The following is a 23,763-nucleotide window of genomic DNA, read 5'->3' on the forward strand; positions in this document are numbered from 1 at the left end:
ACAACATGAAAACTATCCATAGAAAATTCGCAATTGCCGTCTTGACTATTGGCATGGCCCTGCCGTTGAGCAGTTTTGCCCAAGCCGCCATGGATCACAGCAAGATGAACATGTCACAAATGAATCCCGTCATGACAGATGGGGAAGTCAAGAAAGTTGACCTTGAAACGGGAAAGGTCACGATCAAGCACGGTGAGATAAAGCACTTAGACATGCCTAGCATGACCATGGTGTTCACGGCCAAAGACAAGACTTTATTGACCAACGTCAAGCCTGGCGAAAAAATTAAGTTTATGGTGAGCAACGAAGGCGGCAAGATGGTCTTGACAGACATACAGCCAGCCCGATAGGAATACACCGAAGCGGTGTGCGGTTGCTGCCTACGCGATCATCAGATTTGCGCAAGTGGTTTTTTTCAAACTTGGTAAGGAGTAAGTCATGACCAATATTCGCAACTCTCTGATTGGATTTTGTGTAGCAGCGGCCTCAATAGGCACTCTTGCTCAAACCTCCGATGAGCACAAAGATCATCACCCAGCGGGCACAACCCAACCTGCTGCTGCATCCAAGAAATCAACGGCTAAAACCATGAATGCCGACAGGATGGCAGCGATGGATAAACAGATGAAAAACATGCAAGCCATGCATGAAAAGATGATGTCTGCAAAAACGCCTGAGGAACGTCAAGCACTTATGGCAGAGCACATGAAGATGATGCAGGACGGAATGGGAATGATGAAGCAAATGGGCGCTATGTCCGGCATGGGCGGCATGGAAGGCGGCAAAGGAATGAATGGCAACATGGCTGATCGTCAGCAGATGATGGAAAAGCGTATGGAAATGATGGAGTCCATGATGCAAATGATGATGGACCGCATGCCCGCTGCAACGGTTAAATAATATTTTTTCCTACTAGGAGATCCTTTATGGAACATCCACATGAAGGTCATGAGGCGCCACCGAGCTTTTGGACCACGCGCTATGCGATTGGACTGCTGGTAATTGGAGGGGTAGCGGCCTACTTCCTACTCACGGAGCATCTGGCCCACGTAGTGGGTGCTTTGCCATTTTTGCTGTTGCTAGCCTGCCCCTTGATGCACGTATTCATGCATGGCGGTCATGGAAGCCATGGACATCACCACCATGATTCCAGCAGTTCAGAACCACGCAAACCAGGAGAACCATCATGAACCACTCAGAATCGGCTTATGGCTTGTGGTCTTTGGTAATTCTCAATTCAGCGATCTTCATCATGTTCGCCTTCAGTTTCTTCAAGCCAGCTACTGGACGTGACTGGAGGACCTTTGGCGCCTTCGCGGCGTTTGTCGTTGCTTTGTTTGTTGAAATGTATGGTTTTCCGCTGACCATCTATCTAATGTCGGGCTGGCTGCAAACTCGGTTCCCAGGACTTGATTTGCTTTCCCATAACTCGGGACACCTGTGGTCGACACTACTAGGCGAGAAAGGAGATCCACATTTTGGAGTTTTGCACATCGCCAGCTACATATTCCTTGGCTATGGCTTCTATTTGCTTTCTACAGCTTGGCATGTCCTGTACCACGCTCAACGGCGTAACTCTCTGGCCACCAGCGGTCCTTATGCACGCATTCGGCATCCGCAATATGTAGCCTTTGTGATGATTTTGCTTGGCTTTCTCCTGCAATGGCCCACGTTACTGACCTTGGTCATGTTTCCAATTCTTCTTCTCATGTACGGTCGACTGGCTGTTACTGAAGAAGAGGAGATGCGATCTCAATTTGGTGACGTGTACGACCTATACGCAAAAAGAACTCCTCGCTTTTTTCCGAATCTTTCCCCGTCATCTGGCACACCCAAAGACTAATCAGCATTGAATCATTGATGTGTATTTAAATCAATGAACCACATGAAAGGACACATCAATGAAAACGATTGAATTGACAGTAGAGGGCATGACATGCGGATCATGCGTAAAGCATGTCAAACAAGCATTGCAAGCTGTTCCTGGCGTGGTACATGTCGAGGTGGATCTATTAAGTGGCCGAGCCAGAGTACAGGGCGACTTGCAAGCAGGAAGTACCTCGCTTATCGCTGCTCTGGCCGAAGAAGACTACGTCGCGAACATCGCAACCGAGTCTTCTCCTGCGACTGCAACTACCAAGCCCGGGTGTACATCGCAGCCTAGAAACTCAGGTCGCTGCTGTTGCGGCTAACCTGAAAATTCACAATCACTTTGGAGTAATCAGCATGTGCAAATTATTTATTCTCCTGATATCAGTCTTTGTCCTTACTCTGAGTGGTTGTGGGTACAACACTTTCCAAAATACTGACGAACAAATCAAGGCCAGTTGGGCAGAAGTTCTGAACCAATACCAACGACGCGCAGATTTGATCCCCAATCTGGTGAGCACAGTCAAAGGGGAAACTAAATTCGAGCAAGACACCCTGATCAAAGTGGTGGAAGCACGAGCCAAAGCCACCTCGATCCAAGTGAATTCGGAGCTAATCAACGATCCGGCTGCTTTCGCAAAATTTCAACAGGCACAAAGTCAGTTGTCAGGCGCGCTCTCTCGCCTGCTGGTGGTATCTGAGAATTATCCCAATCTGAAAGCCAACCAAGCATTCAGAGATTTGCAGGCACAGCTGGAAGGCACCGAAAACCGCATCACGGTGGCACGAAATCGGTATATCAAAGCAGTTCAAGAATACAACGTGACAGTCAGGTCCTTCCCATCAAATCTGACCGCAATGGTCTTTGGTTACAAAGAGAAGGCCAATTTCACTGTGGAGAATGAGAAAGAAATCACCAAGCCCCCCTCTGTAAATTTTGATAGCGCTCCGGCTGCGAATCAAAGCTCCACACCCGGGATCACCAAATGATTGGTAAAGGAGTGATATACCGCTTTCTGATAGCCTGCTGGCTATCGTTGGCACTTTTCGCTCCTTACGTTGCCAAGGCGCAGGTTGCGGTGCCGCCCCTAGTGGGGCATGTTACTGATCAAACCGGCACACTCACACAAGATCAGAAGACCGCACTGGAGCAAACCCTGTCAGCATTTGAAGCCCGCAAGGGATCTCAGCTGGCGGTATTGATCATTCCAACCACCGCTCCTGAGGGCATCGAACAATATGCACTGCGCGTAGCCGAGCAGTGGAAGCTGGGTCGGCAGAAGGTGGATGATGGCGTTATTTTGGTGGTGGCCAAAGATGATCGGACTGTACGTATCGAAGTCGGCTACGGTCTAGAAGGTGCCTTATCTGATATCACCAGTAAGCGAATCATCAGTGAAGTTATCGTTCCCCATTTCAAGCGAGGCGATTTTTTCCAAGGACTTCAATCGGGCGTTGGACAAATCATCTCTGTAATCGATGGTGAACCACTACCAGAACATCAACGCCACTCCAAAAATTCCGATCAAGGACTTCGTCAACTTGTCCCCTTCTTGTTGATTGTGTCTTTAGGTGTCGGCAGTGTATTGCGCAGTGCATTCGGAAGAGTTGGCGGTTCACTCGTCACGGGTATGGTCGTGACTGGCCTTGCCTGGTTGGTTGTCGGATCACTGCTTCTCGCCATCTTCGCTGGCATTGCCGCTATGTTCGTCACGCTGATCGGGGCGTCTACGGTGCTTCACGGATTAGGCGGTATGTCAGGGGGTGGGCGTCATGGATGGGGCGGCGGCGGATTTCGAGGTGGTGGTGGCGGATTCGGCGGCGGCGGCGCATCGGGAAGGTGGTGACTATGCCAATCAAACGTATCTTTCAACATTTGCTGTTCTCAGATTGGCAGGTCCACCGTGCTTTTAAACGTGAAAGCCTTGATGCCATCACAAAAGCGATTCATAACAGTGAACATTTGCATGGCGGTGAGATTCGCTTGGCGATAGAAGGTGGCTTAGACGGCATTCGTCTTCTCAAGGGCCAATCATCTCGCGACCGCGCCATCGAGGTGTTTTCTCAGCTAAGAGTTTGGGACACTGAACACAACAATGGTGTCTTAGTTTATGTACTGCTTGCTGATCGTGCGGTGGAGATCGTTGCCGACAGGGGAATTCATATCAAGGCTGGCGATGAATGTTGGCGGTCGATATGTCAAACCATGCAAGACCATTTCTCCAGATCAGAGTTCGAGACAGGTGCATTAAAAGGAATAGCGGCAATTGCGAATGTGATCGGCCTCCATTTTTCCGCTCATGAAAAGCATGAAAACGAACTTCCTGACGCACCCGTCATGTTGAATTTTAAAAACTAAAAAATACTATGAATGAAAACCAACACGACCCTCACGCCCACGAACACGAACACGGGCACGTTCACCACAACCCAATAGAACATCCCGACGCGTCTTCTTCTGAGAAATCTAGTAAGAGCAACACCACGGACCTAAAAGATCCTGTTTGTGGAATGACAGTAACCAGGCAGGCTGCGTATCAATCTGTACACATGGGAAGCACATTTTTCTTTTGCGGGACCAAATGCAAAACGAAGTTTGATGTCAACCCCATGTTGTACATGAGCGGAAACGCTGAAAAGTCGCAAATGACATCTGCTGCCGCAGGAACAATCTATACCTGCCCTATGCATCCTGAAATCCGGCAGGATCATGCAGGAAATTGTCCCAAGTGCGGCATGACACTCGAACCGCTTTTGCCTGAGTTGGAAGAAGACGAAAACCCCGAGTTGCGTGACTTCCAAAGACGCTTTTGGTGGACGCTTCCACTCACCATCATCGTGACATTTTTGGCGATGGCTGGCCACCGGTTGAAGTGGTTTGACATGTCTGTGCAAAGCTGGATCGAATTTGCGCTTTCACTGCCAATCGTTATATGGGCTGGCTGGCCATTTTTCTCTCGAGGCTGGCAATCTGTTGTAAACCGCAGTCCCAATATGTGGACACTGATTGGCCTGGGCACCGGTGCAGCCTTTGTTTACAGCGTGGTTGCCACTGTGGCACCGCAGGTATTTCCAGACTCCTTTATTTCGATGGGCCGAGTCGCTGTGTATTTCGAAGCAACGGCTGTCATCATTTCACTAACCTTGTTGGGACAAGTTCTTGAGCTCAAGGCTCGCTCTCAGACTTCTGCTGCAATCAAATCACTTCTCGGGCTGGCCCCTAAGACGGCACGTCGCCTGCGTCCCGATGGCTCTGAGGAAGACGTTCCATTAACGCATGTGCATGTAGGAGATTTGCTACGCATTCGCCCCGGCGAAAAAGTTCCAGTTGATGGAGTAGTGACCGAGGGCAGTAGCGCCATCGATGAATCCATGCTGACCGGTGAACCCGTGCCAGTGTCTAAGCGAGTTGGCGACAAGGTGATTGGAGCAACTCTCAACACCAATGGCTCTCTCGTGATGCGGTCTGAAAAAGTCGGCGCGGCCACCATGCTCTCTCAAATCGTTCAAATGGTGGCCCAAGCGCAACGCTCCAAAGCACCGATGCAACGAATGGCTGACACCGTAGCGGGGTGGTTCGTGATGGCAGTTGTCAGCGTTGCCTTGCTCACTTTTTTTGCTTGGGGCCTGTTCGGTCCCGAGCCAAGCTGGGTTTATGCCCTGATTAACGCAGTTGCAGTTCTGATCATCGCCTGCCCCTGTGCGCTGGGCCTGGCCACACCGATGTCCATCATGGTCGCCACCGGGCGTGGTGCCACCCATGGCGTTCTTTTCCGCGATGCCGCTGCAATTGAGAATCTGAGAAAAATTGATACCCTGATCATCGATAAAACCGGCACGCTGACGGAGGGTAAACCGGCGTTTGATCGCGCGGTGGCTGCCCCGGGTTTTAACGAAATAGAGGTGCTGCGCCTTGCGGCCAGCCTGGACCAAGGCAGCGAGCACCCACTGGCCGATGCCATCGTGCGCGCGGCCCGCGAACGTCATCTGTCTTTGGACAAACCTGAGAACTTCGAGTCGGGTTCAGGAATTGGCGTGCGAGGTCAGGTTGGAGGACGACAACTGGCTCTGGGCAACACGGCATTGATGGAGCAGCTTGGTGTGGCTGTCCAGGCACTGGTGTCACAGGCGGAGTTATTGCGGTCAGAGGGAGCAAGCGTAATGCATCTGGCCGTTGATGGGCAACTAGCAGGCTTGTTAGCCGTGTCTGATCCGATCAAGGCTAGCACGCCCGAGGCTCTGGCCACTCTCAAGGCTGCCGGTCTGCGTATCGTCATGGCGACAGGTGACGGCTTGACCACTGCCCGCTCAGTTGGCGAACGACTTGGAATCGACGAGGTGCATGGTGAAGTCAAGCCCGCAGACAAACTGGCTCTCGTGGACCAGTTGCAAAAACAAGGCCGTATCGTAGCGATGGCTGGCGACGGTATCAACGACGCACCTGCACTGGCCAAGGCCGATGTCGGCATCGCCATGGGAACAGGCACTGATGTGGCCATGAACAGTGCCCAGGTGACTCTCGTAAAAGGTGATTTGCGCGGGATTGCGGTAGCCCGCACGCTCTCACAGGACACTGTGCGCAACATGAAACAGAACCTGATGTTTGCTTTTCTGTACAACGCGTTGGGGATTCCTGTTGCGGCGGGTGTGTTGTATCCATTGACTGGCTGGCTGCTGTCCCCATTGATCGCTGCGCTGGCCATGAGCTTCAGTTCGGCCTCGGTGATCGGCAATGCCCTTCGCTTGCGTCGTGGTGAATAAGACTAAAACCAGGTTATGAAATAGTCAGTGTAGGTCATCAGGTTACATGAATGTAATCTGGCCATCATCTTCACAACAGGTACATATTTAGAAAATGAAATCGTTAGTCTGACCAAGCGCAGGCCAGCGACATTTGAAGCCAATTGGAATCTGTGCAATGAATCAAAGCTACCACCGCTTTACTGAACTCTTTTTGCAGTTGGGTCTGCCATCCGATGTTGATGGCATAAAACATTTTCTAGAGAACCATAGCCCACTTGACCCATCTATTCGTTTGGAAAACGCGCCCTTTTGGACGCAGGCGCAATCTACCCTGCTACGTGATGAAATACTCCAGGACGCAGACTGGGCCGAAGTTATTGATCAGCTGAATGCGGCCCTACGGCGAGGAAAGCAATGATTAACTTCAAATCGGCCATCGCTGCAGCGTGCTTCACTCTCTTTCTTGCCCCAACGAGCTACGGCCAAGATCTACAAATTGGTAGCAATTTGCAAGGATTACTAAAGCTAGCCAAGGAAAGAAATCCTGACTTAGCCAGCATGAGCTTTGATGCGAATGCTGCATCTGAAAGAGTTATACCTGCCGGGTCACTCCCAGATCCTAAATTTCGCACTGAGTGGCGTGACATCACACGTATGGGAGAACAGGGACCCACCCTTTCACCCAGTCGTGTTGGAAGCACGCGCTACTTGCTAATGCAAGACCTCCCTTGGTTTGGCAAGCGTGAACTAAAGCGTGAAACAGCTGAAGCCCTTTCTGAAGCAGCGAAAGTACGTGTAACAAGTACTTGGCTTGAGTTGGCCTCGAAGATAAAAACAACCTACGCACAACTCTACTATTTAGATCAAAGCGAACGCTTGACCCAGGAAATTTTGGATCTAATGGTTCGTTTAGAAAAAGTGGCTCAGGTTCGGTATGCAAGTGGGCTGGCTGCTCAGCAAGACGTTATCCGGTCTCAAGTGGAACAAACCGCTATACGCAGTGAGTTGATTTTCATTGAGTCGGAGCGTCGTCAATTGCAAGCGAGGTTGAATGCTCTGACAGGCAGGCAAGCCGATGAACCACTAGCAAGACCAACACAAATTCGGTCTCTACCTACGCCGGAAGTTTTGAATTTTTCAGCCTTAGAACAACGTGTTCGTTCGAACAATCCACTCTTGCAAGTTGAAGGTGCACAGATCAAAGCGGCGGAAAAGACACGTGAACTTGCTTATAAAAATCGATTTCCTGACTTCACTGTGGGCGCGTCACCCATTCAATACGGCAACTCAGTTCGCGAATGGGAGTTGATGGTTGAAATCAATATCCCACTGCAGCAAGGCGCTCGTCGAGCACAGGAAAGAGAGTCTGACGCCATGCTTTCCGCCTCACGCTCCAGACGAGAAGCGATAAACAACCAAGTCCTGGCTGATCTTTATGAAAACGTTACAGGATTTGAGTCAGAGCGACGCTCGCTCACTTTGACAACAGAAAGTCTTCTACCCCAGTCAGAGTTGAACTTCCGGTCGGCTCTTGCTGGATATGAATCAGGAAAAGTTGACTTTGCGACACTTCTGGATGCTCAAAAGCAAATCCGCCAAGCCAAGTTGAATCAAGTCAAGGCAGGCATCAATGCACAAATGCGTCTCGCGGATATCGAGCGCATCGTAGGAGAAGAATTATGACAACTGCCTTGAAGTTGGGCATGGCGGCGGTATTCGTTGCAACCTTGACAGCAAGTGGAGGATATTGGTATGGGAAACAGCAAGCCATTGTTCATAAGGATGGTAGTGCTGAAACAAATACGCTAGCCAAGAGTGCTTCTGAAGCACGAAAAATACTCTTCTACCGGAATCCGATGGGGCTGCCCGACACCTCGCCCACGCCCAAGAAAGATCCTATGGGCATGGACTACATACCGGTCTATGAGGGAGAGCAGGAATCGACACTCGGTAGTGCAAATTTGATTCGTATCAGCACGGATAAAGTTCAAAAGCTGGGCGTGCGCGTCGAGGCAGCAAGCACGCAAGCTCTGAACAAGACCGTGCGTGCAGCAGGACGAATAGAGCCTGACGAGCGCCAGACCTTCACCATTGCTCCCAAGTTTGAGGGCTATGTAGAACGTCTGTATGTCAATGCAACGGGTCAACCGGTTGGCAAAGGCCAGCCACTATTCGATGTGTACAGTCCCGAATTGGTCTCCGCTCAGCGTGAATACGCCATTGCATCGCAAGGTGTTGATTCCTTGAAAAGTGCCAGTGAAGAAGCCCAGCGAGGCATGCGTGAACTGGCGGACTCCAGCTTGTCAAGACTACGCAACTGGGATATCTCGGATGAACAAATCACGGCTTTGACCCAATCTACAGCGACGCGTCGCACATTAACGCTGCGTTCACCAGTTTCGGGCATCGTTACCGAGAAGAAGGCCGTTCAAGGCATGCGTTTTATGCCGGGAGAAATGCTTTACCAAGTTACCAATCTGGCCTCTGTATGGGTGATTGCCGATGTCTTTGAGCAAGACATCGGTCAGATTCGAACCGGTGCCAAGGCCACTGTGCGGATCAACGCCTATCCAGAGAAGCAGTTTTCGGGGGCAATTACCTATGTTTACCCGACCCTCAAATCGGAGACGCGAACCGTTCCGGTTCGCGTGGAGTTGTCGAATCCACATGGACTTCTCAAGCCCGGCATGTTTGCGCAGGTCGAACTGCCCGTAGACAGCAAGCGTTCTGTGCTAACCGTTCCTACGTCCGCCGTGATTGATAGCGGGACTCGTCAAATCATTCTTGTTCAAGTGCAGGAAGGACGCTTCGATCCAAGGGAGGTCAAGCTTGGCGCGCGTAGCGATGATCGCATCGAGGTTCTGGAGGGCGTGCGAGATGGCGAGATGGTAGTTGTTGCTGCGAACTTCTTAATTGACGCCGAAAGTAACCTCAAGGCTGCGATCGGGGGGCTGGGACATTCGGGACACGGGGCGGCAGCTTCTAAAGGAGGATCGGCAGAATCCAAGACCACGGCATCCGTAGGTCATCGTGCAGAAGGAAAAATCGAGGACATCGATACCAAAAGTGGTTCGCTGACGATCGCACACGGTCCGGTATCCACCCTTAAATGGCCTGCCATGACCATGGAATTCAAGGTTGCAAATAGCAGCCTGCTATCTGGTCTGAAGCCTGGAATGTCTTTGAGCTTTGAGTTCGTTGAGCGTGGCCAGGGCGAATGGATCATCACCGCCATCAAGCCTGTCACGGCAAGTGCGGCCAATCCACACACTGGTCACAACTGATCTTTGGGGGACACCATGCTTGCAAAGATCATTGATTGGTCAGGACGAAACCGTTTTTTGGTCCTGCTTGCTACTTTGTTCGTCGTTGTTGGCGGTGTATTCGCCGTCATCAGGACACCACTGGACGCGCTTCCCGATCTGTCTGATGTTCAGGTAATCGTTTACACAGAGTACCCAGGACAAGCTCCGCAGGTGGTTGAAGACCAGGTCACTTATCCACTGACCACAGCCATGTTGTCGGTTCCGAAATCGAAAGTCGTTCGGGGCTTTTCATTTTTCGGCGCGTCCTTTGTCTACATCATTTTTGAAGATGGCACCGATATTTACTGGGCGCGTTCACGGGTACTGGAGTATTTGAACTTCGCGTCCAGTCGCATGCCCAAGGGGGTGACGCCACAAATCGGTCCTGATGCAACCGGGGTGGGCTGGGTTTACCAGTATGCCGTGCTGGCCAAGGACAAAACCCTGGCTGAACTGCGCACCTTGCAAGACTGGTACCTGCGGTATCAACTCACAAAAGCACATGGGGTCGCCGAAGTGGCTTCCATCGGTGGGTTTGTCCAGACTTACCAGATCACTGTCGACCCTGTAAAACTCCGCGCCTACGGCGTTCCTCTGGCCAAAGTGTCTCAGGTGGTGCGCGAATCCAACCGAGATGTTGGTGGCCGTGTGGTCGAAATGGCCGAAACTGAATACATGGTTCGGGGACGTGGCTACCTGCGCGGCGTTTCGGATATCGAGAATCTTGTCGTCAAGTCCGACAAGGGAACGCCAGTGTTGGTGCGAGATATTGCACGAGTTGAATTGGTTCCTGATGAGCGGCGCGGCATCACTGAACTCAACGGTGAGGGTGAGGTCGTCTCCGGCATCGCCATGTCTCGTTACGGTCAAAATGCCCTAGAGGTAATCCACAACCTCAAGGAAAAGATCACGGAAGTCTCAGCAGGATTACCGGAGGGGGTCAGCATCCAAGCGGTGTATGACCGCTCTGATTTGATTCACCGCGCGATCGACACTCTCAAGCGCACGCTGCTGGAGGAAAGTCTGATCGTTGCCTTGGTCTGCGTTGTGTTTCTGATGCACGTTCGCTCGGCTCTGGTGGCAATTTTGATGCTACCTGTGGGGGTGTTGATCGCTTTTATTGCCATGCGTCTGCTGGACATGAACTCGAATTTGATGAGCTTGGGAGGTATTGCCATCGCGATTGGTGCCATGGTGGATGCAGCCATCGTGATGATTGAGAACGCTCACAAGCATCTGGAACGCTTACCCGAAGACCACGATAACGCGCAACGGGTTGAGGCCATGATCACTGCGTGCAAGGAGGTGGGACCAGCATTGTTCTTCTCGCTTTTGATCATCACCGTGTCCTTTTTGCCCGTGTTCACGCTTGAGTCGCAGGAAGGACGTCTGTTCTCACCGCTTGCCTACACTAAGACCTTCGCCATGGCGGGGGCGGCAATGCTTTCGGTGACACTGGTGCCTGTACTGATGATGCTGTTCATCCGGGGAAAAATCATGCCGGAAGCTAAAAATCCGGTGAATCGCTTCTTGATCTGGGTGTATCGCCCGATCATCGCTGGCGTGATGCACAAGAAAAAGCTAACCGTTGGCGTAGCGCTCTTCGTGCTGGGAATTTCGCTATATCCAGCCAGCAAGCTCGGATCCGAATTCATGCCGACACTCAATGAAGGCACGTTGCTTTACATGCCAGCGTCGTTACCAGGCATGTCGATCACCAAGGCTGCCGAGTTGTTGCAGACGCAGAACAAGATCATCAAGAGTTTCCCTGAGGTGGCTTCGGTGTATGGCAAAGCTGGCCGGGCGAACACGGCCACGGACCCGGCACCGACAGAAATGTTTGAAACGGTCATCAACCTCAAGCCAACCTCTGAGTGGCGCAAAGGTATGACGACCGACAAACTGATTTCCGAGATGGACAAGGCGTTGCAGTTCCCGGGCGTATCAAACGCTTGGACCATGCCGATCAAGGCGCGCATCGACATGCTGTCCACCGGCATTCGTACACCGATTGGCATCAAGGTCTTCGGCAAGGATCTCAACGAGATGGAACGTTTGGCCCGCGAGATTGAAACGGTGGTCAATCAGGTTCCAGGCACCACATCTGCATTTGCCGAACGTATCACTGGCGGCTTCTACCTGAACATCGAACCAGATCGCGCACAACTGGCGCGCTACGGACTGGCTGTAGGTGACTTGCAAGAGGTGATCGGTACCGCGCTTGGCGGAGACATGGTGACCACCACCGTTGAAGGACGTGAACGCTTTGGAGTGACAGTCCGTTACCCTCGCGAACTTCGTTCAGACCCGCAGCAAATTGCACGGGAAGTTCTTGTGCCCACCATGGACGGTGCAATGGTGCCTCTGGGACAGGTCGCTCGGGTTGAGGTGGCCAAAGGTGCACCAGGCATTCGTACTGAAAACGCGCTGCTATCCGCCTACATCTTTGTCGACATTCGTGAGCGTGACATCGGCAGTTACGTTGCGGATGCCCGTAAGGCGGTAAACGAACAGGTCAAATTTCCTACTGGTTACTACGCGACTTGGAGCGGGCAGTTCGAGTCGATGGAGCGTGCTGTACAAAAGATGAAGCTAGTTGTTCCTGTAACGCTGCTGATCATCTTCTTGCTCCTGTATCTGAATTTCAAGCGATTAACCGAGACACTGATCGTCATGCTGTCAGTTCCCTTCGCGCTGGTGGGCGGAGTCTGGCTGATGTGGTTGCTCGGATACAACTTATCTGTGGCAGTTGCGGTCGGCTTTATTGCACTGGCTGGCGTAGCTGCTGAGACTGGAGTGGTGATGCTGATTTATTTGGATCATGCATGGGAGGAAATAAAGGAAAGACGCATCTCTGAAGGAAAAATTCCTGATACCAATGATCTATATCAAGCAGTCATGGAAGGTGCTGTAGAGAGGGTTCGCCCCAAGATGATGACTGTAGTTGCCATCATGGCGGGCCTATTACCCATCATGTGGGGTACTGGTACGGGCTCTGAAGTTATGAGCCGCATTGCGGCCCCGATGGTGGGCGGAATGATTTCCTCAACTGTGCTGACGCTGGCAGTTATTCCCGCGCTTTATGCTTTGGTTAAAGTTCGGGAGCTCAACTCAAAATGAGTTTTTATTCTCCTAGAGAATTTGACTTGCTTGTGTATTGACCAAGCGGAAACTGCAATCCTGAGCAGTCGCATGTCCGTGAAGAAAGCGATAGGTCACTTCTGATGTTCCTCAAGAAATGAAACTGCTATTAGCGCAACAACTCCTCCCGTGATCGCCACGTCGGCGATGTTGAACGCAGGCCAGTGCATACCACGCAAGTGAAAGTCCAGATAGTCGACGACCTGCCCGCGTGCGACACGGTCAAAGCCATTGCCGACGGCACCGCCCAAGATCAGGCTGTACGCCAAGGCCTCAAGACGGCGCACCGGTTTGCTCAGCATCCAGGCCAACCATATTGAAGCCCCCAGTGCGATCGCAAGGAAGAACCAGCGCTGCCAACCTCCGGCGCCAGCCAGAAAGCTAAAAGCCGCGCCCGGGTTCAGAACATGGACCAGATTGAAAAACGGTGTCACTTCAAGTGACCAGCCCAGCGGCGTGGTCAGATCAATGAGACTCTTAGTGGCTTGGTCGATTGCAAGCACGATGAACGCCACGGAATACCAATAGGATTTGCGATTCGGATACGTCATTACTACTTTTCAATTTCGAGGACATCGATGCTTGGCACCGCATGTGACGGCGGCCAGTGCAACTTGAAGGGGCATACGGCTGCGTGAATATCCGGTAGTCAAAAGTGCATCAGCAGCCAGCGGCCTGAACCTGCGCAGCGATTCGAATTGGTGGCATCAGCACATCTCGAAGAGGTTAAAGCAGACGCTCCTTAACTTGATCATCAAATTCATCAAATCATGCATGACAGGAACTTTCACAGGCCAAGTCAGTGCAAGCGACACCGAAAAGTTGTCGCCTACAAAGATGGTTCCGTCAAGTCGCTGCCTTTCCGCAATGAGCACAGAACTTCGCCCACGCTTGCAGGGTCGTTCCGCATTGCGTGCACGCAGAAGGAACCAACGTAGTTCCGCACTGCTGGCAGAAACGAGCCCCTAGCGCGTTCAGCGCCTTGCAGTTCGGGCATGCAACGCCGGCGTTGCCTCCTCCGCTGGCTGGAGGTCCGCCGCTTCCGTACCCACCGCCATAGCCGTGGCGATCACCGTGATGCGCCCCACCATGGTGGCCGCCACCCTGATGACCACCGAAAAGTCTGTCAAAAATACTCATATATCTTTCCTCTTTCAAGAACGCCTTACAAGGCCGCTAAGGCCAACCAACGGATCTCATCACAATTGTTCGAAACATTCGCACTCGCTAGGGCAATGCAAAGAAGTGCCAAGAAGGTCGTTCTCCGCCCTTACGTCACTTCAGAACAAATCGTGCCGTCGCTGCCTTGCTTGCAAGATTCACCTGCGCGACAACCTTCGTACCGGGCGCGACTTTAAAACTGCCTTTTGCTTCAAGCTTGTCACCCGATGGTTTCAAATCAATCTCTTGCTTGTCGCTACCTGAGAGCAAAGTGATTTTTGCTGTTGCCCTGCTGACATCAACTGGTTTCCCGTGATCGCGCACGTACAACTGCAGCACATCGGGCTTGGCCACGAGCTCGTAGTCCATATCCTTGATTTCCGTGACCAAACCTCCATGGAGAGGCTTGTCTTCATGACCATGGTCATGTTTGTCCGCAGCAAATACGACGCCTGATGCCATCAACATCAAAGCGAAGGTGGTCGAAATCAGTTTCATGAGTTTTCCTTTCAAAAGTACAGGTTAAGAATCAGATCTAAAGACTGGCTTATGAATTCTGCGAAGCAGCCGCAGCCTGCGGATGCACCGGTTCGGCAGTGACGTCCTCCAATTCCTCGTCTGGACGATGAGCCAGCCGATACAAAATTGGAAGCACGAGCAGAGTCAGCAATGTGGAAGACAAGATGCCACCAATCACCACGGTGGCCAAAGGACGCTGTACCTCTGCGCCAGTTCCTGTAGCGATTGCCATTGGAATGAAGCCCAATGACGCCACCAAGGCTGTCATCAATACAGGGCGCAAACGAGTCAACGCACCCTCGCGGATGGCCGCGTCCAATTGGGCCCCCTCTTCTCGCAAGCTGCGGATGTAGGAAATCATCACGAGGCCATTGAGCACGGCCACACCTGACAGGGCGATGAAGCCTACTGCTGCGGAAATCGACATCGGGATGTCGCGTAACCACAAGGCCAAAATGCCTCCGGTCAAGGCAAACGGAATGCCAGTAAAAACCAGCAAGCCATCCTTGGCATTTCCGAACATCGCAAAAAGCAACACGAAAACTAGGAGCAGAGATACCGGGACGACAATTTGCAAACGCTGAGTAGCGGACTGCAAATTTTCAAAAGTGCCGCCCCAGCTCGTCCAGTAACCCACAGGAATTTTGACCTTCGTCAACGCAGCTTCAGCGTCGGCCACAAAGGAGCCAACGTCACGGCCACGCACGTTTGCACTCACCACAATGCGACGCTTGCCGTTCTCGCGGCTAACCTGATTGGGGCCAGGTGCCAGATCGAAGGTTGCCACTTCGCTCAGTTGAATGAAGTTGGTTCGTCCCTCTGCACTGCCAGTGGCGCGTGGCAAGGGAATCGGCAAGCGTTTCATGCTCTCAAGGTCGTTGCGCAGAGATTCTGGTAAACGAACCAGGATGTCGAAACGGCGATCACCCTCGAACAGCGTACCGGCCTCTCGCCCACCGATAGCCGTGGCCACAACTTCTTGGATATCGGCCACGTTTAACCCGAAGCGAGCGGACTTTTGGCGATCGATATTGACTGTAAGCATAGGCAGTCCTGTGGTTTGTTCCACCTTGACTTCTGAGGCACCAGGGATTTTTTGCAACATCGACGAGACTTCTTCGGCTGTCTTGTTTAAGACGTCCATGTCATCCCCGAAGATCTTTACCGCCACATCGCTTCGCACCCCCGAGATGAGTTCGTTGAATCGAAGTTGGATCGGTTGGGAGAACTCGTAGTTGTTACCCGGTATCTTGCCCACAACCTCCTGCACGGCGGCCAACAACTCGTCGCGTGACTTGCGCGGCTCAGGCCACTCAGACATTGGCTTGAGCATGATGTAGCCATCAGAAATATTCGGTGGCATAGGATCAGAGGCGATTTCCGCCGTTCCCGTGCGCGCAAAGACACGCTCGATCTCGGGAAACTTGGATTTCAGCGTTGCTTCAAGTTGCTGCTGCATCGTTACCGATTGCGACAAACTGGTGCCAGGAATGCGCAAGGCCTGAATGGCGAAGTCTCCTTCGTTCAAGCTGGGCACGAACTCACTACCCATGCGGGTTGCGATCAAACCGCACAACACCACTGCCACGGCTGCAGTAGCCAACACAACAGCCTTGGCCTCCATAACACGATCCAGCAAAGGGCCGTACCAGTGCTTGGCTTGTACCATCAAGAAGTTTTCCTTCTCGCTGACACGATTGCCAATAAACAGCGCGACCGCAGCCGGAATGAAGGTTACCGATAAAATCATGGCACCCACCAGCGCTGCGACCACCGTGAACGCCATCGGATGAAACATCTTTCCTTCGACGCCTGTGAGAGCAAAGATAGGCAGGTAAACCACCATGATGATCAGCTGACCGAACAAGAGCGGGCGACGTGATTCCTTGGATGCTAGGAACACCTCGTGAAAGCGTTCTGAGCGGGTCAGCGGCCTGCCGTAGTGAGCTTGCGCATGGGCGAGACGTCGGACGCAATTCTCGACGATCACTACCGCGCCATCGATGATGATGCCAAAGTCCAGTGCCCCGAGGCTCATCAAATTGGCGCTGACTTTGTAATGCACCATGCCTGTGAAGGTAAAGAGCATGGACAGTGGTATTACCGTGGCAGTGATAATGGCCGCACGGATGTTACCTAGGAACAGGAACAGGATCACGATCACGAGAATCGCGCCTTCCAGCAGGTTCTTCTTCACTGTGCTGATGGCTTTGTCTACCAATACGGTACGGTCGTAGACCGTTACTGCGTGGACGCCTTCGGGCAGGCTACGGTTGATCTCCACCATTTTTTTGTCAACAGCCTGCGACACTGTGCGACTGTTCTGGCCGATGAGCATGAAGACCGTGCCAAGTACTACCTCACGCCCGTTGTCCGTTGCAGCGCCAGTGCGCAGTTCGCGCCCCAGACCTACGTCTGCCACGTCACGCACCCGGATCGGCACGCCACCCGCGCTGCTGAGAATGACGTTTCCAATGTCCTCCAGCGTCTTAACCTGTCCAGGTGCCCGGATCAGGTACTGCTCGCCATGCCTTTCGATGTAGCCTGCGCCCACGTTACCGTTGTTGCGATCCAGCGCCGTCACAATGTCCTGTAAGGTGACGCCAAATGACGCCAGTCGCTCGGGTATCGGCGCGATCTGGTATTCCTTGGCGTATCCTCCAATCGAGTTGATTTCCGTCACGCCGGGCACATTGCGCAATTGCGGCTTGATGATCCAGTCCTGAATCTCGCGTAGATCGGTGGCCGTGTAGGGCGTTCCATCGAGCTTCTTTGCACCCTCCTTGGCCTCGACCGTCCACAGGTAAATCTCGCCTAAGCCGGTGGAGATCGGCCCCAGCGCAGGCGTGATGCCGGCTGGCATTTTGTCACGTGCTCCCATGATGCGCTCATTAACCAGTTGACGCGCGAAGTAAATATCCGTGCCGTCCTTGAAGATCACGGTCACTTGCGACAGCCCATAGCGAGACAGGGAGCGGGTCTGCTCCAAGTTAGGAAGACCCGCCATCACAGTTTCAATGGGGTAAGTCACCCGTTGCTCGGTCTCAAGCGGGGAATATCCAGGTGCTTGGGTATTGATCTGAACCTGCACGTTGGTAATGTCCGGTACGGCATCAATGGGGAGCTTTTGGTAATTGAACACGCCGATGGCAGCCATACCAACGACTGCCAGTAATACCAACCATCTGTGTTCGATGGCTGCGCGAATGAGTTTTTCAAACATGTGCGTTGCTCCGGTATCAATGGGTGTGTTCGGCAGAGGATTTGCCAAGCTCTGACTTCACAACAAAACTGCCTGTCGACGCATACTGTGCCCCGGCTCTGATCCCTTGCAACACCTCGACGCGCTTGCCATCACTGCGACCCAACTGCACGGGCTGAGCGATGAACCCGCCATTCACCTGTAGGAACACAACTGGCTTGTCACCCACAGTCTGAATGGCATCATTAGCCACTGTCACGGGCACGTCAGCCTCTGAGGAGGTCACTTCCACATTGACGAACAGCCCAGGACGCCAAGCACCTTTGGGGTTAGCCAGGACCACTCGGGCTTTGGCCATACGGGTTTGTTCGCCAATCAGCGACCCAACAAAGGTGATGACACCAGTAGCGCTAGCATCGAATGCAGTGGCCTTGATGCTCACTTTTTCGCCGACTCGGACCAGCGGCAAGTCCTTGGCTGGCACGTTGATTTCAGCCCAAACCTGCCCCAGATCGGAGACGGTAAACACGGCAGCATCCTCCTTGACGGCTTCGCCGAGGCTGAGATGCTTTTCAATCACTAAGCCATCGAAGGGCGCACGCAATTCAAAGCGGTTAAGACCCCCCTTAGAAACGGTGGCTAGGCCCAAAGCGGAGAGCTTCTGTTGAGCGTTGGCCACAGCTACTTCAGCCTCGTGCAGCGCTTGCCCTGCTTGCAGGTAGTCCTGCTCTGCGGAAATCTTTTGCTCCCAGAGCCGCTTTTCACGCTCAAACGTGGTTTTGGCCAAGGTCAGGCGCTTTTGCGCTGTTTGCAACTCGCTGCGCTGCTCAGACGCAGCCGGGCTGGCAATTACGGCCAAGACCTGCCCCTTCTTTACGGCTTGTCCCAAGCTAGCCTGCACGCTCTCGACCACACCCGCAATGCGCGGAACAACGTGCGATGTCCGGTCTTCGTTCAAGCGAATTTCCCCCGGCAATAGCAGGGCTGTCTTGATTCGTGCAGCCCCTGCTGTGTCGATGCCAATAGATGCCGCTTTAATTTGCGCATCACTGAGTTCGACTTTCCCCTCTTCTTGTTTGAGAACGAACATGAAGGGTTCGTTGGCTGTCTGGGCAACGATGCTGATCTCGAACGCGTGCGGCTCCGGCACGACCTCCCGGCTCAACAGGCTGTCTTTTTCAGTCGCGAAATTGAGTGTCTGTTTCTCTCCGGTCAAACGCGTGATGGTCGCGCTGACCTTTGCAGCGCTGGTGGGAAATGGCTTGCCTTTGTCATACAACCAGACTCGCAAACGAGGCTCACCGCCTTCCTCAGCGAGTAACGCTTCCAGCCCGAAATCCCCCTCCTTGAACAGCTTGCCTCCATGCGGCCCCTTGGTCGGGGCCTCGTGGTGTTCGCCGTCCGCATGACCCTTGTCGTGGTCGTGTTTGTCTCCACTCTCCTTGCCGTGATGCTCACCATCACTGTGTGCCTTGGCTTCAACGTGGCTGCCGTGACCGTGGCCGTCATCTTCGGCTGTCTTGGTTGCTTTGCCGCCGAGAATGGCGCTGCCCAGTACAACGCCCGTCGCAACGATCACGGCGATGGCGATCAGATGCTTCTTGCTGACATTCAGTTTGTTGGTATCGATTTTCATGTTTATTCCTTATTCGCTGGCTGTGTAGCATTTGCACCAAATTCGCCGAGCACGCGGTCAATGTCCGCTGCTGCGCGATGCGCCTCAGCCAATGCTTTGAGGTATTGAGACTTGGCGGCAAAGTAAGTGCGCTGTGCATCCAGCACTTCCAAGAAGTTGAACTTGCCGTTTTCAAATCCGATGGTGGCCGCGTCGTAGGCGCTCTTGGCTCCAGGCAAAACATCCCGTTGCAGGACATCGACCTCATCACGAATGGATTCCAGCCGCTCACGGGCTTGGAATAAATCCGTGCTGACGCGAACGTCCAGCGCTTGAAGTTCGTCCTGCGCCTTACCTTCGCGTTTTAGAGCTTCCAACAAGTTCCCCTGATTGCGATCAAACATTGGCAAGGGGACGGAAACACCGAACAGCAGTTGATCGCGTTGCAGCTCGTTGGGGCGTTTCACCCCCAGACTGAAAGTGACGTCCGGTATCCGTTTACTGCGCTCAACATCAACCAACGACCTGCGGCGCTCAACCTCCAGCTGCGCACGGCGCAGTGTTGGCGAAGCAGCAAGGCGCTGCTGAACGTTATCGAACGAAGGGACCGTCGGAAATTCGTCCACACTGCCCGCCACGAGGGTAAATCGAGGTGGGTTGGACCCAAGCAAACTGGCCAAACGTGAACGAGTACTGCGTTGTTCGCTCTGTGCCTGTGCCAGTTCGACCCGCACACCTGCTTCGGCCACCCGTGCCTTGGTTTCTTCGACTGGAGAAACCCTGCCTGCTGCCACACGTTTGGCAGCTGCATCAGTAGCGCGTTTTGCCAGATCGACACTATCCTCGGCCAATGCTACGCGTTCCTGTGCTGCCAAAGTCTCGAAGAAGGCAGCGACCACAGCGGCACGAATTTCGACGCGGCGCACGTTCAGGTCCTCGGCCGCAATGTCACGTCCTCGCTCTGCCGCAGTGACACGGGCAGCGCGCTTGCCTCCCATTTCGATGGGCAAATTGATCTGCACGCTTGTTGTGCGACTCTGTACCTGCCTATCTTCGAGTGAGTAAGCAAGTTCAGGATTACGGCGAACTTGCGCCTGGACCACCTGGCCTTGTGTTGCCTCTATTTCCCGCCTTGCGACAGCCAGATCAAGGTTGCTGTCAAGGGCTAAATTGATGGCCTTTTGCAGCGTCAGTATCGTTATCGCTTCGCTCTGTAAGCCTCTTCTGACGGCTGGATGATTCTCTTGTGCTGCTGGAAGCGCCTGAGCGAAAGCTGCCCCTGCGGTCAGCGCTAAGAGCAAACTCGTAGCTACCGCAACTCTTGATGTGCGGGGGACGGAGACTGACTTCCGTCGTTTGTGATTGTGATGACTCTTCAACATCCGATTCTCCGGTGATATTCAAAAACACGAGGGAATCGGTGGAGAGCGATCCAAATGATCGCCTACGACGCCATCACATTAACCGCACGAAGTCGGCTTGACACGGTCACGCTCTAGGCGTATCCGAACATTGGGATGACGAAGGGAAAGGAACGCGCTCCCCACCGATCAGGCGAGGACGTGCCACTGAGGGCGTTCGAGGCGTTCAAAAGGGGGCGACGTGAGACGAGCCCCGTACTCTGCTGTATCCAGAGACGAGTCGGCCAGCGATGCAATCGCTACTGCCCCAAGCAAGGCCGACAAACATCCTGCGTGACAGGATGCGCAATCGGGGTCGCCACCGATGGTCTTGACTGAATCGGAAGATGCGTCTTTGCCATCCGCAGTCTTGTGCTGATGGTCATGGTGACCAAAGTGCTTGGCTGAGGTACCGGTTTCGTGTTGGCAATAGCTGGCTGCAGCCGCCCAGCTAAGCTGTAGCGGCACAAATACCAACAAAAGGATTGCCAACCATTTACGCATATGATCAAGAGTATAGCAGCTATAGACTTTCCCGTACATCTTTTTCTACTTGCTCGATTGCTTTCCAAGCAACCTTAGCCCATTGAGGACCACCAGCAAGCTTGCCCCCATGTCCGCAAACACCGCCATCCACATGGAGGCGTTGTCGAAGATGGCCAGCACTAAGAACACCAACTTGATGCCCAGCGCGAGACATATGTTCTGCCACAGAACAGCGTGGGTGCGCTTCGAGAGCCGTATCGTTTCCGGCAGACGACGCAGGTCATCGTTCATGACCACAACATCTGCGGCTTCCATCGCCGTATGGGTTCCAGCAGCACCCATGGCGAAGCCGATGTCGGCCTTAGCAAGTGCTGGTGCATCGTTGATGCCATCGCCAGTCATTGCCGTGATGCCCAGTCGCTGTTGAAGTTCGCCGATAGCCTGTAGTTTGTCTTCTGGCAGCAGGTTGCCCCGCACTTCGGCTATGCCCGCCAGAGAGCCAACGGTGCGCGCGGTCGCGATGTTATCCCCTGTCAGCATGACCGGTGTCACGCCGAGCGACTTCAGGTCGGCCACCGCTTGGGCGGAGGATGGTTTGATGGTGTCCGCCACCGCGCAGATCGCCATCACACGTTCGCTGTTAGCGAGGAGTGTGACCGTGCGACCTGCCTCCTCATGAACTGCGAGGCGGGTTTCGAGTTCAGCCGAACATTGCCCACGCTCCTCGATCCAGCGGTGGTTGGCCAGCGCGTAGGAATGATTGCCGATAACACCTTGCACTCCACGCCCTGCAACGGCTTGAAACTCTCCCACCTCTTGATCGGCGGTTGACAGCCCCTCTGCGATGGCTTTGGAAACCGGGTGATCCGACCGGCCCGCGAGACTCTTTGCAAGCCCCTCCAGCACCCGTTGATCAAGACCTGTGTCCACGGGCTCGAAGGCCACCAGTTTGGGCTTGCCTTCCGTGATCGTACCGGTCTTGTCCAGGGCCACAGCTTTGATCTTTCGCGCATCCTCCAAGTAAACGCCACCTTTGATCAAAATCCCCCGCCTTGCCCCGGCTGCCAAACCGCTGACGACCGTGACAGGTGTGGAAATAACCAAGGCACAAGGGCAAGCGATGACCAACAACACCAAGGCCTTGTAGACAGCCTGCATCCAGGTCAAGTCCGTGATCCACGGCGCTAGCAACGCGACGGCGACAGCCAGGATGAAAACGGCAGGGGTGTAGATCGCGGCAAACCGATCTACAAAGCGCTGTGTCGGCGCACGGGACGACTGTGCTTGCTCGACTGCGTGGATGATGCGCGCCAGGGTGCTGTCCGAAGCGGGCGCGGTGACACGGAATTCCAAGGCTGCAGACTGGTTGATGGTGCCTGCGTACACTTCGTCGCCAGGAGCCTTGTCTATAGGCAGGCTTTCCCCAGTCACAGGGGACTGGTCGATGGCACTCTGTCCGAGCGTGACGACACCATCGAGTGGAACGCGCTCTCCTGGACGGATGCGCACTGTTGCGTCGACAACGACAGCTTTGACGCCGACGCGCGTCCAACTGCCGTCACCTTGACGCACCTCGGCTTGCTCCGGTGCCAGCGCCAGCAAGCTCTTGATGGCGTTACGCGCCCGGTCCACCGCTCGAGCCTCGATGGCCTCGGCTATGGCATACAAGGCCATCACCATGGCAGCTTCTGGCCACTGGCCTATCAAGAAGGCACCTGTCACGGCCACAGTCATCAAGGCGTTGATGTTCAAGCGTCCTTGCCGCAGTGCGGAAAGCCCTTTACCGTAGACGGAGAAACCCGCCAGGGCGATGGCCACCGCGGCCAGCGCCATTCCAAGGGCTTTTGCTGGCCAACTATCTGGAAAAGCGAATGCCAAGCCTTCAGCCGCCACGGCCAGCCCCAATGCAGCAATCAATTTGCCCCATGAGGCCCAAAAACCAGTTGGCGCAGCGGCAGTAGCTCCATCCGATTTGTCTTCTACTCCGAGTGGTTCCGGTTTGAAGCCCGCTTTGCGAATCGCATCCAGTGCCAACCGCAGAGCATGATCCTCGGCAGCGATGGTCAACTCGCGGTCGCCCAAGTTGAACTGCAAGCCACGAATGCCTGCCACGCCGTCCAGCGCTCGACGGATTTCTGACTCTTCGGACGCGCAGTCCATGTTCGCGATCCGGAATCTATGTGGCTCAACAGCCGTTGCTTTAGACGCCATTGGCCCGCCCACGGCAGGGGATGCAGCGCAGCCACTTCCACAACCGCAGGCAGTGTCAACTTGTTGGCGTTGGTGAGTAGGGTTCATGATCTTCTCCTTGTTGGATGGATT

21 protein-coding genes are annotated in these 23,763 nt (G+C 53.7%); 13 read left to right on the forward strand and 8 right to left on the reverse strand.

Translation table 11 applies throughout. The annotated features are described in order from the left end of the window. The first annotated feature begins 5 nt into the window (after window positions 1-5). The 13 genes from B9Z44_RS05785 to B9Z44_RS05845 all read left to right on the forward strand — a co-directional run bounded on the left by B9Z44_RS05785 (window position 6) and on the right by B9Z44_RS05845 (window position 13,037). On the forward strand, window positions 6-350 hold the full coding sequence (locus B9Z44_RS05785) for a copper-binding protein (protein ID WP_104801457.1): 345 nt from the start codon (window positions 6-8) through the stop codon (window positions 348-350). A gap of 88 nt (window positions 351-438) precedes the next feature. Then, window positions 439-900: an EMC3/TMCO1 family protein gene (locus tag B9Z44_RS05790; RefSeq protein WP_108401909.1), complete on the forward strand. Its 462-nt coding sequence runs from the start codon at window positions 439-441 to the stop codon at window positions 898-900. A gap of 26 nt (window positions 901-926) precedes the next feature. Next, window positions 927-1,190, forward strand: coding sequence for a DUF2933 domain-containing protein (locus tag B9Z44_RS05795; protein WP_108401910.1), 264 nt, complete (start codon window positions 927-929; stop codon window positions 1,188-1,190). Continuing rightward, the gene (locus B9Z44_RS05800) at window positions 1,187-1,843 is read left to right on the forward strand and encodes a methyltransferase family protein (RefSeq protein ID WP_104801460.1); all 657 of its coding nucleotides are present in this window, start codon (window positions 1,187-1,189) and stop codon (window positions 1,841-1,843) included. The genes B9Z44_RS05795 and B9Z44_RS05800 overlap by 4 nt, the downstream gene beginning before the upstream one ends. Window positions 1,844-1,901: 58 nt before the next feature. Next, window positions 1,902-2,192 (forward strand): heavy-metal-associated domain-containing protein, encoded by a 291-nt coding sequence (locus B9Z44_RS05805; protein ID WP_104801461.1) that lies wholly within the window; start codon window positions 1,902-1,904, stop codon window positions 2,190-2,192. 34 nt (window positions 2,193-2,226) lie between these two features. Beyond that, entirely contained in the window at window positions 2,227-2,859 is a 633-nt protein-coding gene (locus B9Z44_RS05810; RefSeq protein ID WP_108401911.1) for a LemA family protein, read from the forward strand. Then, entirely contained in the window at window positions 2,856-3,716 is an 861-nt protein-coding gene (locus B9Z44_RS05815; RefSeq protein WP_104801463.1) for a TPM domain-containing protein, read from the forward strand. Before B9Z44_RS05810 ends, B9Z44_RS05815 begins: the two co-directional genes overlap by 4 nt. A gap of 2 nt (window positions 3,717-3,718) precedes the next feature. Beyond that, window positions 3,719-4,228: a TPM domain-containing protein gene (locus tag B9Z44_RS05820; RefSeq protein WP_104801464.1), complete on the forward strand. Its 510-nt coding sequence runs from the start codon at window positions 3,719-3,721 to the stop codon at window positions 4,226-4,228. A gap of 8 nt (window positions 4,229-4,236) precedes the next feature. Then, window positions 4,237-6,630 carry a heavy metal translocating P-type ATPase gene (locus B9Z44_RS05825; protein ID WP_108401912.1) on the forward strand — a complete coding sequence of 798 codons (2,394 nt, stop codon included), beginning with the start codon at window positions 4,237-4,239 and terminating at the stop codon, window positions 6,628-6,630. Window positions 6,631-6,787: 157 nt separating this feature from the next. After that, entirely contained in the window at window positions 6,788-7,030 is a 243-nt protein-coding gene (locus B9Z44_RS05830; RefSeq protein ID WP_104801466.1) for a DUF2789 domain-containing protein, read from the forward strand. Next, complete coding sequence (locus B9Z44_RS05835; RefSeq protein ID WP_104801467.1) at window positions 7,027-8,295, forward strand: TolC family protein; 1,269 nt, start codon at window positions 7,027-7,029, stop codon at window positions 8,293-8,295. The genes B9Z44_RS05830 and B9Z44_RS05835 overlap by 4 nt, the downstream gene beginning before the upstream one ends. After that, complete coding sequence (locus tag B9Z44_RS05840) at window positions 8,292-9,896, forward strand: efflux RND transporter periplasmic adaptor subunit (protein ID WP_108401913.1); 1,605 nt, start codon at window positions 8,292-8,294, stop codon at window positions 9,894-9,896. Before B9Z44_RS05835 ends, B9Z44_RS05840 begins: the two co-directional genes overlap by 4 nt. A gap of 15 nt (window positions 9,897-9,911) precedes the next feature. Further along, the gene (locus tag B9Z44_RS05845; protein ID WP_104801469.1) at window positions 9,912-13,037 is read left to right on the forward strand and encodes an efflux RND transporter permease subunit; all 3,126 of its coding nucleotides are present in this window, start codon (window positions 9,912-9,914) and stop codon (window positions 13,035-13,037) included. Between the two features lie 95 nt (window positions 13,038-13,132). Here B9Z44_RS05845 and lspA read toward each other — a convergent pair whose 3' ends face one another. The 8 genes from lspA to B9Z44_RS05885 all read right to left on the reverse strand — a co-directional run bounded on the left by lspA (window position 13,133) and on the right by B9Z44_RS05885 (window position 23,739). Then, entirely contained in the window at window positions 13,133-13,609 is a 477-nt protein-coding gene (gene lspA, locus B9Z44_RS05850; RefSeq protein ID WP_104801470.1) for a signal peptidase II, read from the reverse strand. A 295-nt stretch (window positions 13,610-13,904) separates the two neighbouring features. Beyond that, window positions 13,905-14,198 (reverse strand): double zinc ribbon domain-containing protein, encoded by a 294-nt coding sequence (locus B9Z44_RS05855; RefSeq protein ID WP_108401914.1) that lies wholly within the window; start codon window positions 14,196-14,198, stop codon window positions 13,905-13,907. A gap of 135 nt (window positions 14,199-14,333) precedes the next feature. Next, the gene (locus B9Z44_RS05860) at window positions 14,334-14,717 is read right to left on the reverse strand and encodes a hypothetical protein (protein ID WP_108401915.1); all 384 of its coding nucleotides are present in this window, start codon (window positions 14,715-14,717) and stop codon (window positions 14,334-14,336) included. A 49-nt stretch (window positions 14,718-14,766) separates the two neighbouring features. Then, window positions 14,767-17,961 carry a CusA/CzcA family heavy metal efflux RND transporter gene (locus B9Z44_RS05865; RefSeq protein ID WP_108401916.1) on the reverse strand — a complete coding sequence of 1,065 codons (3,195 nt, stop codon included), beginning with the start codon at window positions 17,959-17,961 and terminating at the stop codon, window positions 14,767-14,769. A gap of 16 nt (window positions 17,962-17,977) precedes the next feature. Continuing rightward, on the reverse strand, window positions 17,978-19,576 hold the full coding sequence (locus tag B9Z44_RS05870) for an efflux RND transporter periplasmic adaptor subunit (RefSeq protein ID WP_108401917.1): 1,599 nt from the start codon (window positions 19,574-19,576) through the stop codon (window positions 17,978-17,980). A gap of 2 nt (window positions 19,577-19,578) precedes the next feature. After that, the gene (locus B9Z44_RS05875; RefSeq protein WP_108401918.1) at window positions 19,579-20,937 is read right to left on the reverse strand and encodes a TolC family protein; all 1,359 of its coding nucleotides are present in this window, start codon (window positions 20,935-20,937) and stop codon (window positions 19,579-19,581) included. 168 nt (window positions 20,938-21,105) lie between these two features. Then, on the reverse strand, window positions 21,106-21,447 hold the full coding sequence (locus B9Z44_RS05880) for a hypothetical protein (protein WP_236658025.1): 342 nt from the start codon (window positions 21,445-21,447) through the stop codon (window positions 21,106-21,108). A 57-nt stretch (window positions 21,448-21,504) separates the two neighbouring features. Next, the gene (locus B9Z44_RS05885) at window positions 21,505-23,739 is read right to left on the reverse strand and encodes a heavy metal translocating P-type ATPase (RefSeq protein WP_104801476.1); all 2,235 of its coding nucleotides are present in this window, start codon (window positions 23,737-23,739) and stop codon (window positions 21,505-21,507) included. Window positions 23,740-23,763: the final 24 nt, after the last annotated feature.

Origin of the sequence: Limnohabitans curvus, assembly GCF_003063475.1 — a bacterium.
Classification (GTDB): Bacteria; Pseudomonadota; Gammaproteobacteria; order Burkholderiales; family Burkholderiaceae_C; genus Limnohabitans; species Limnohabitans curvus.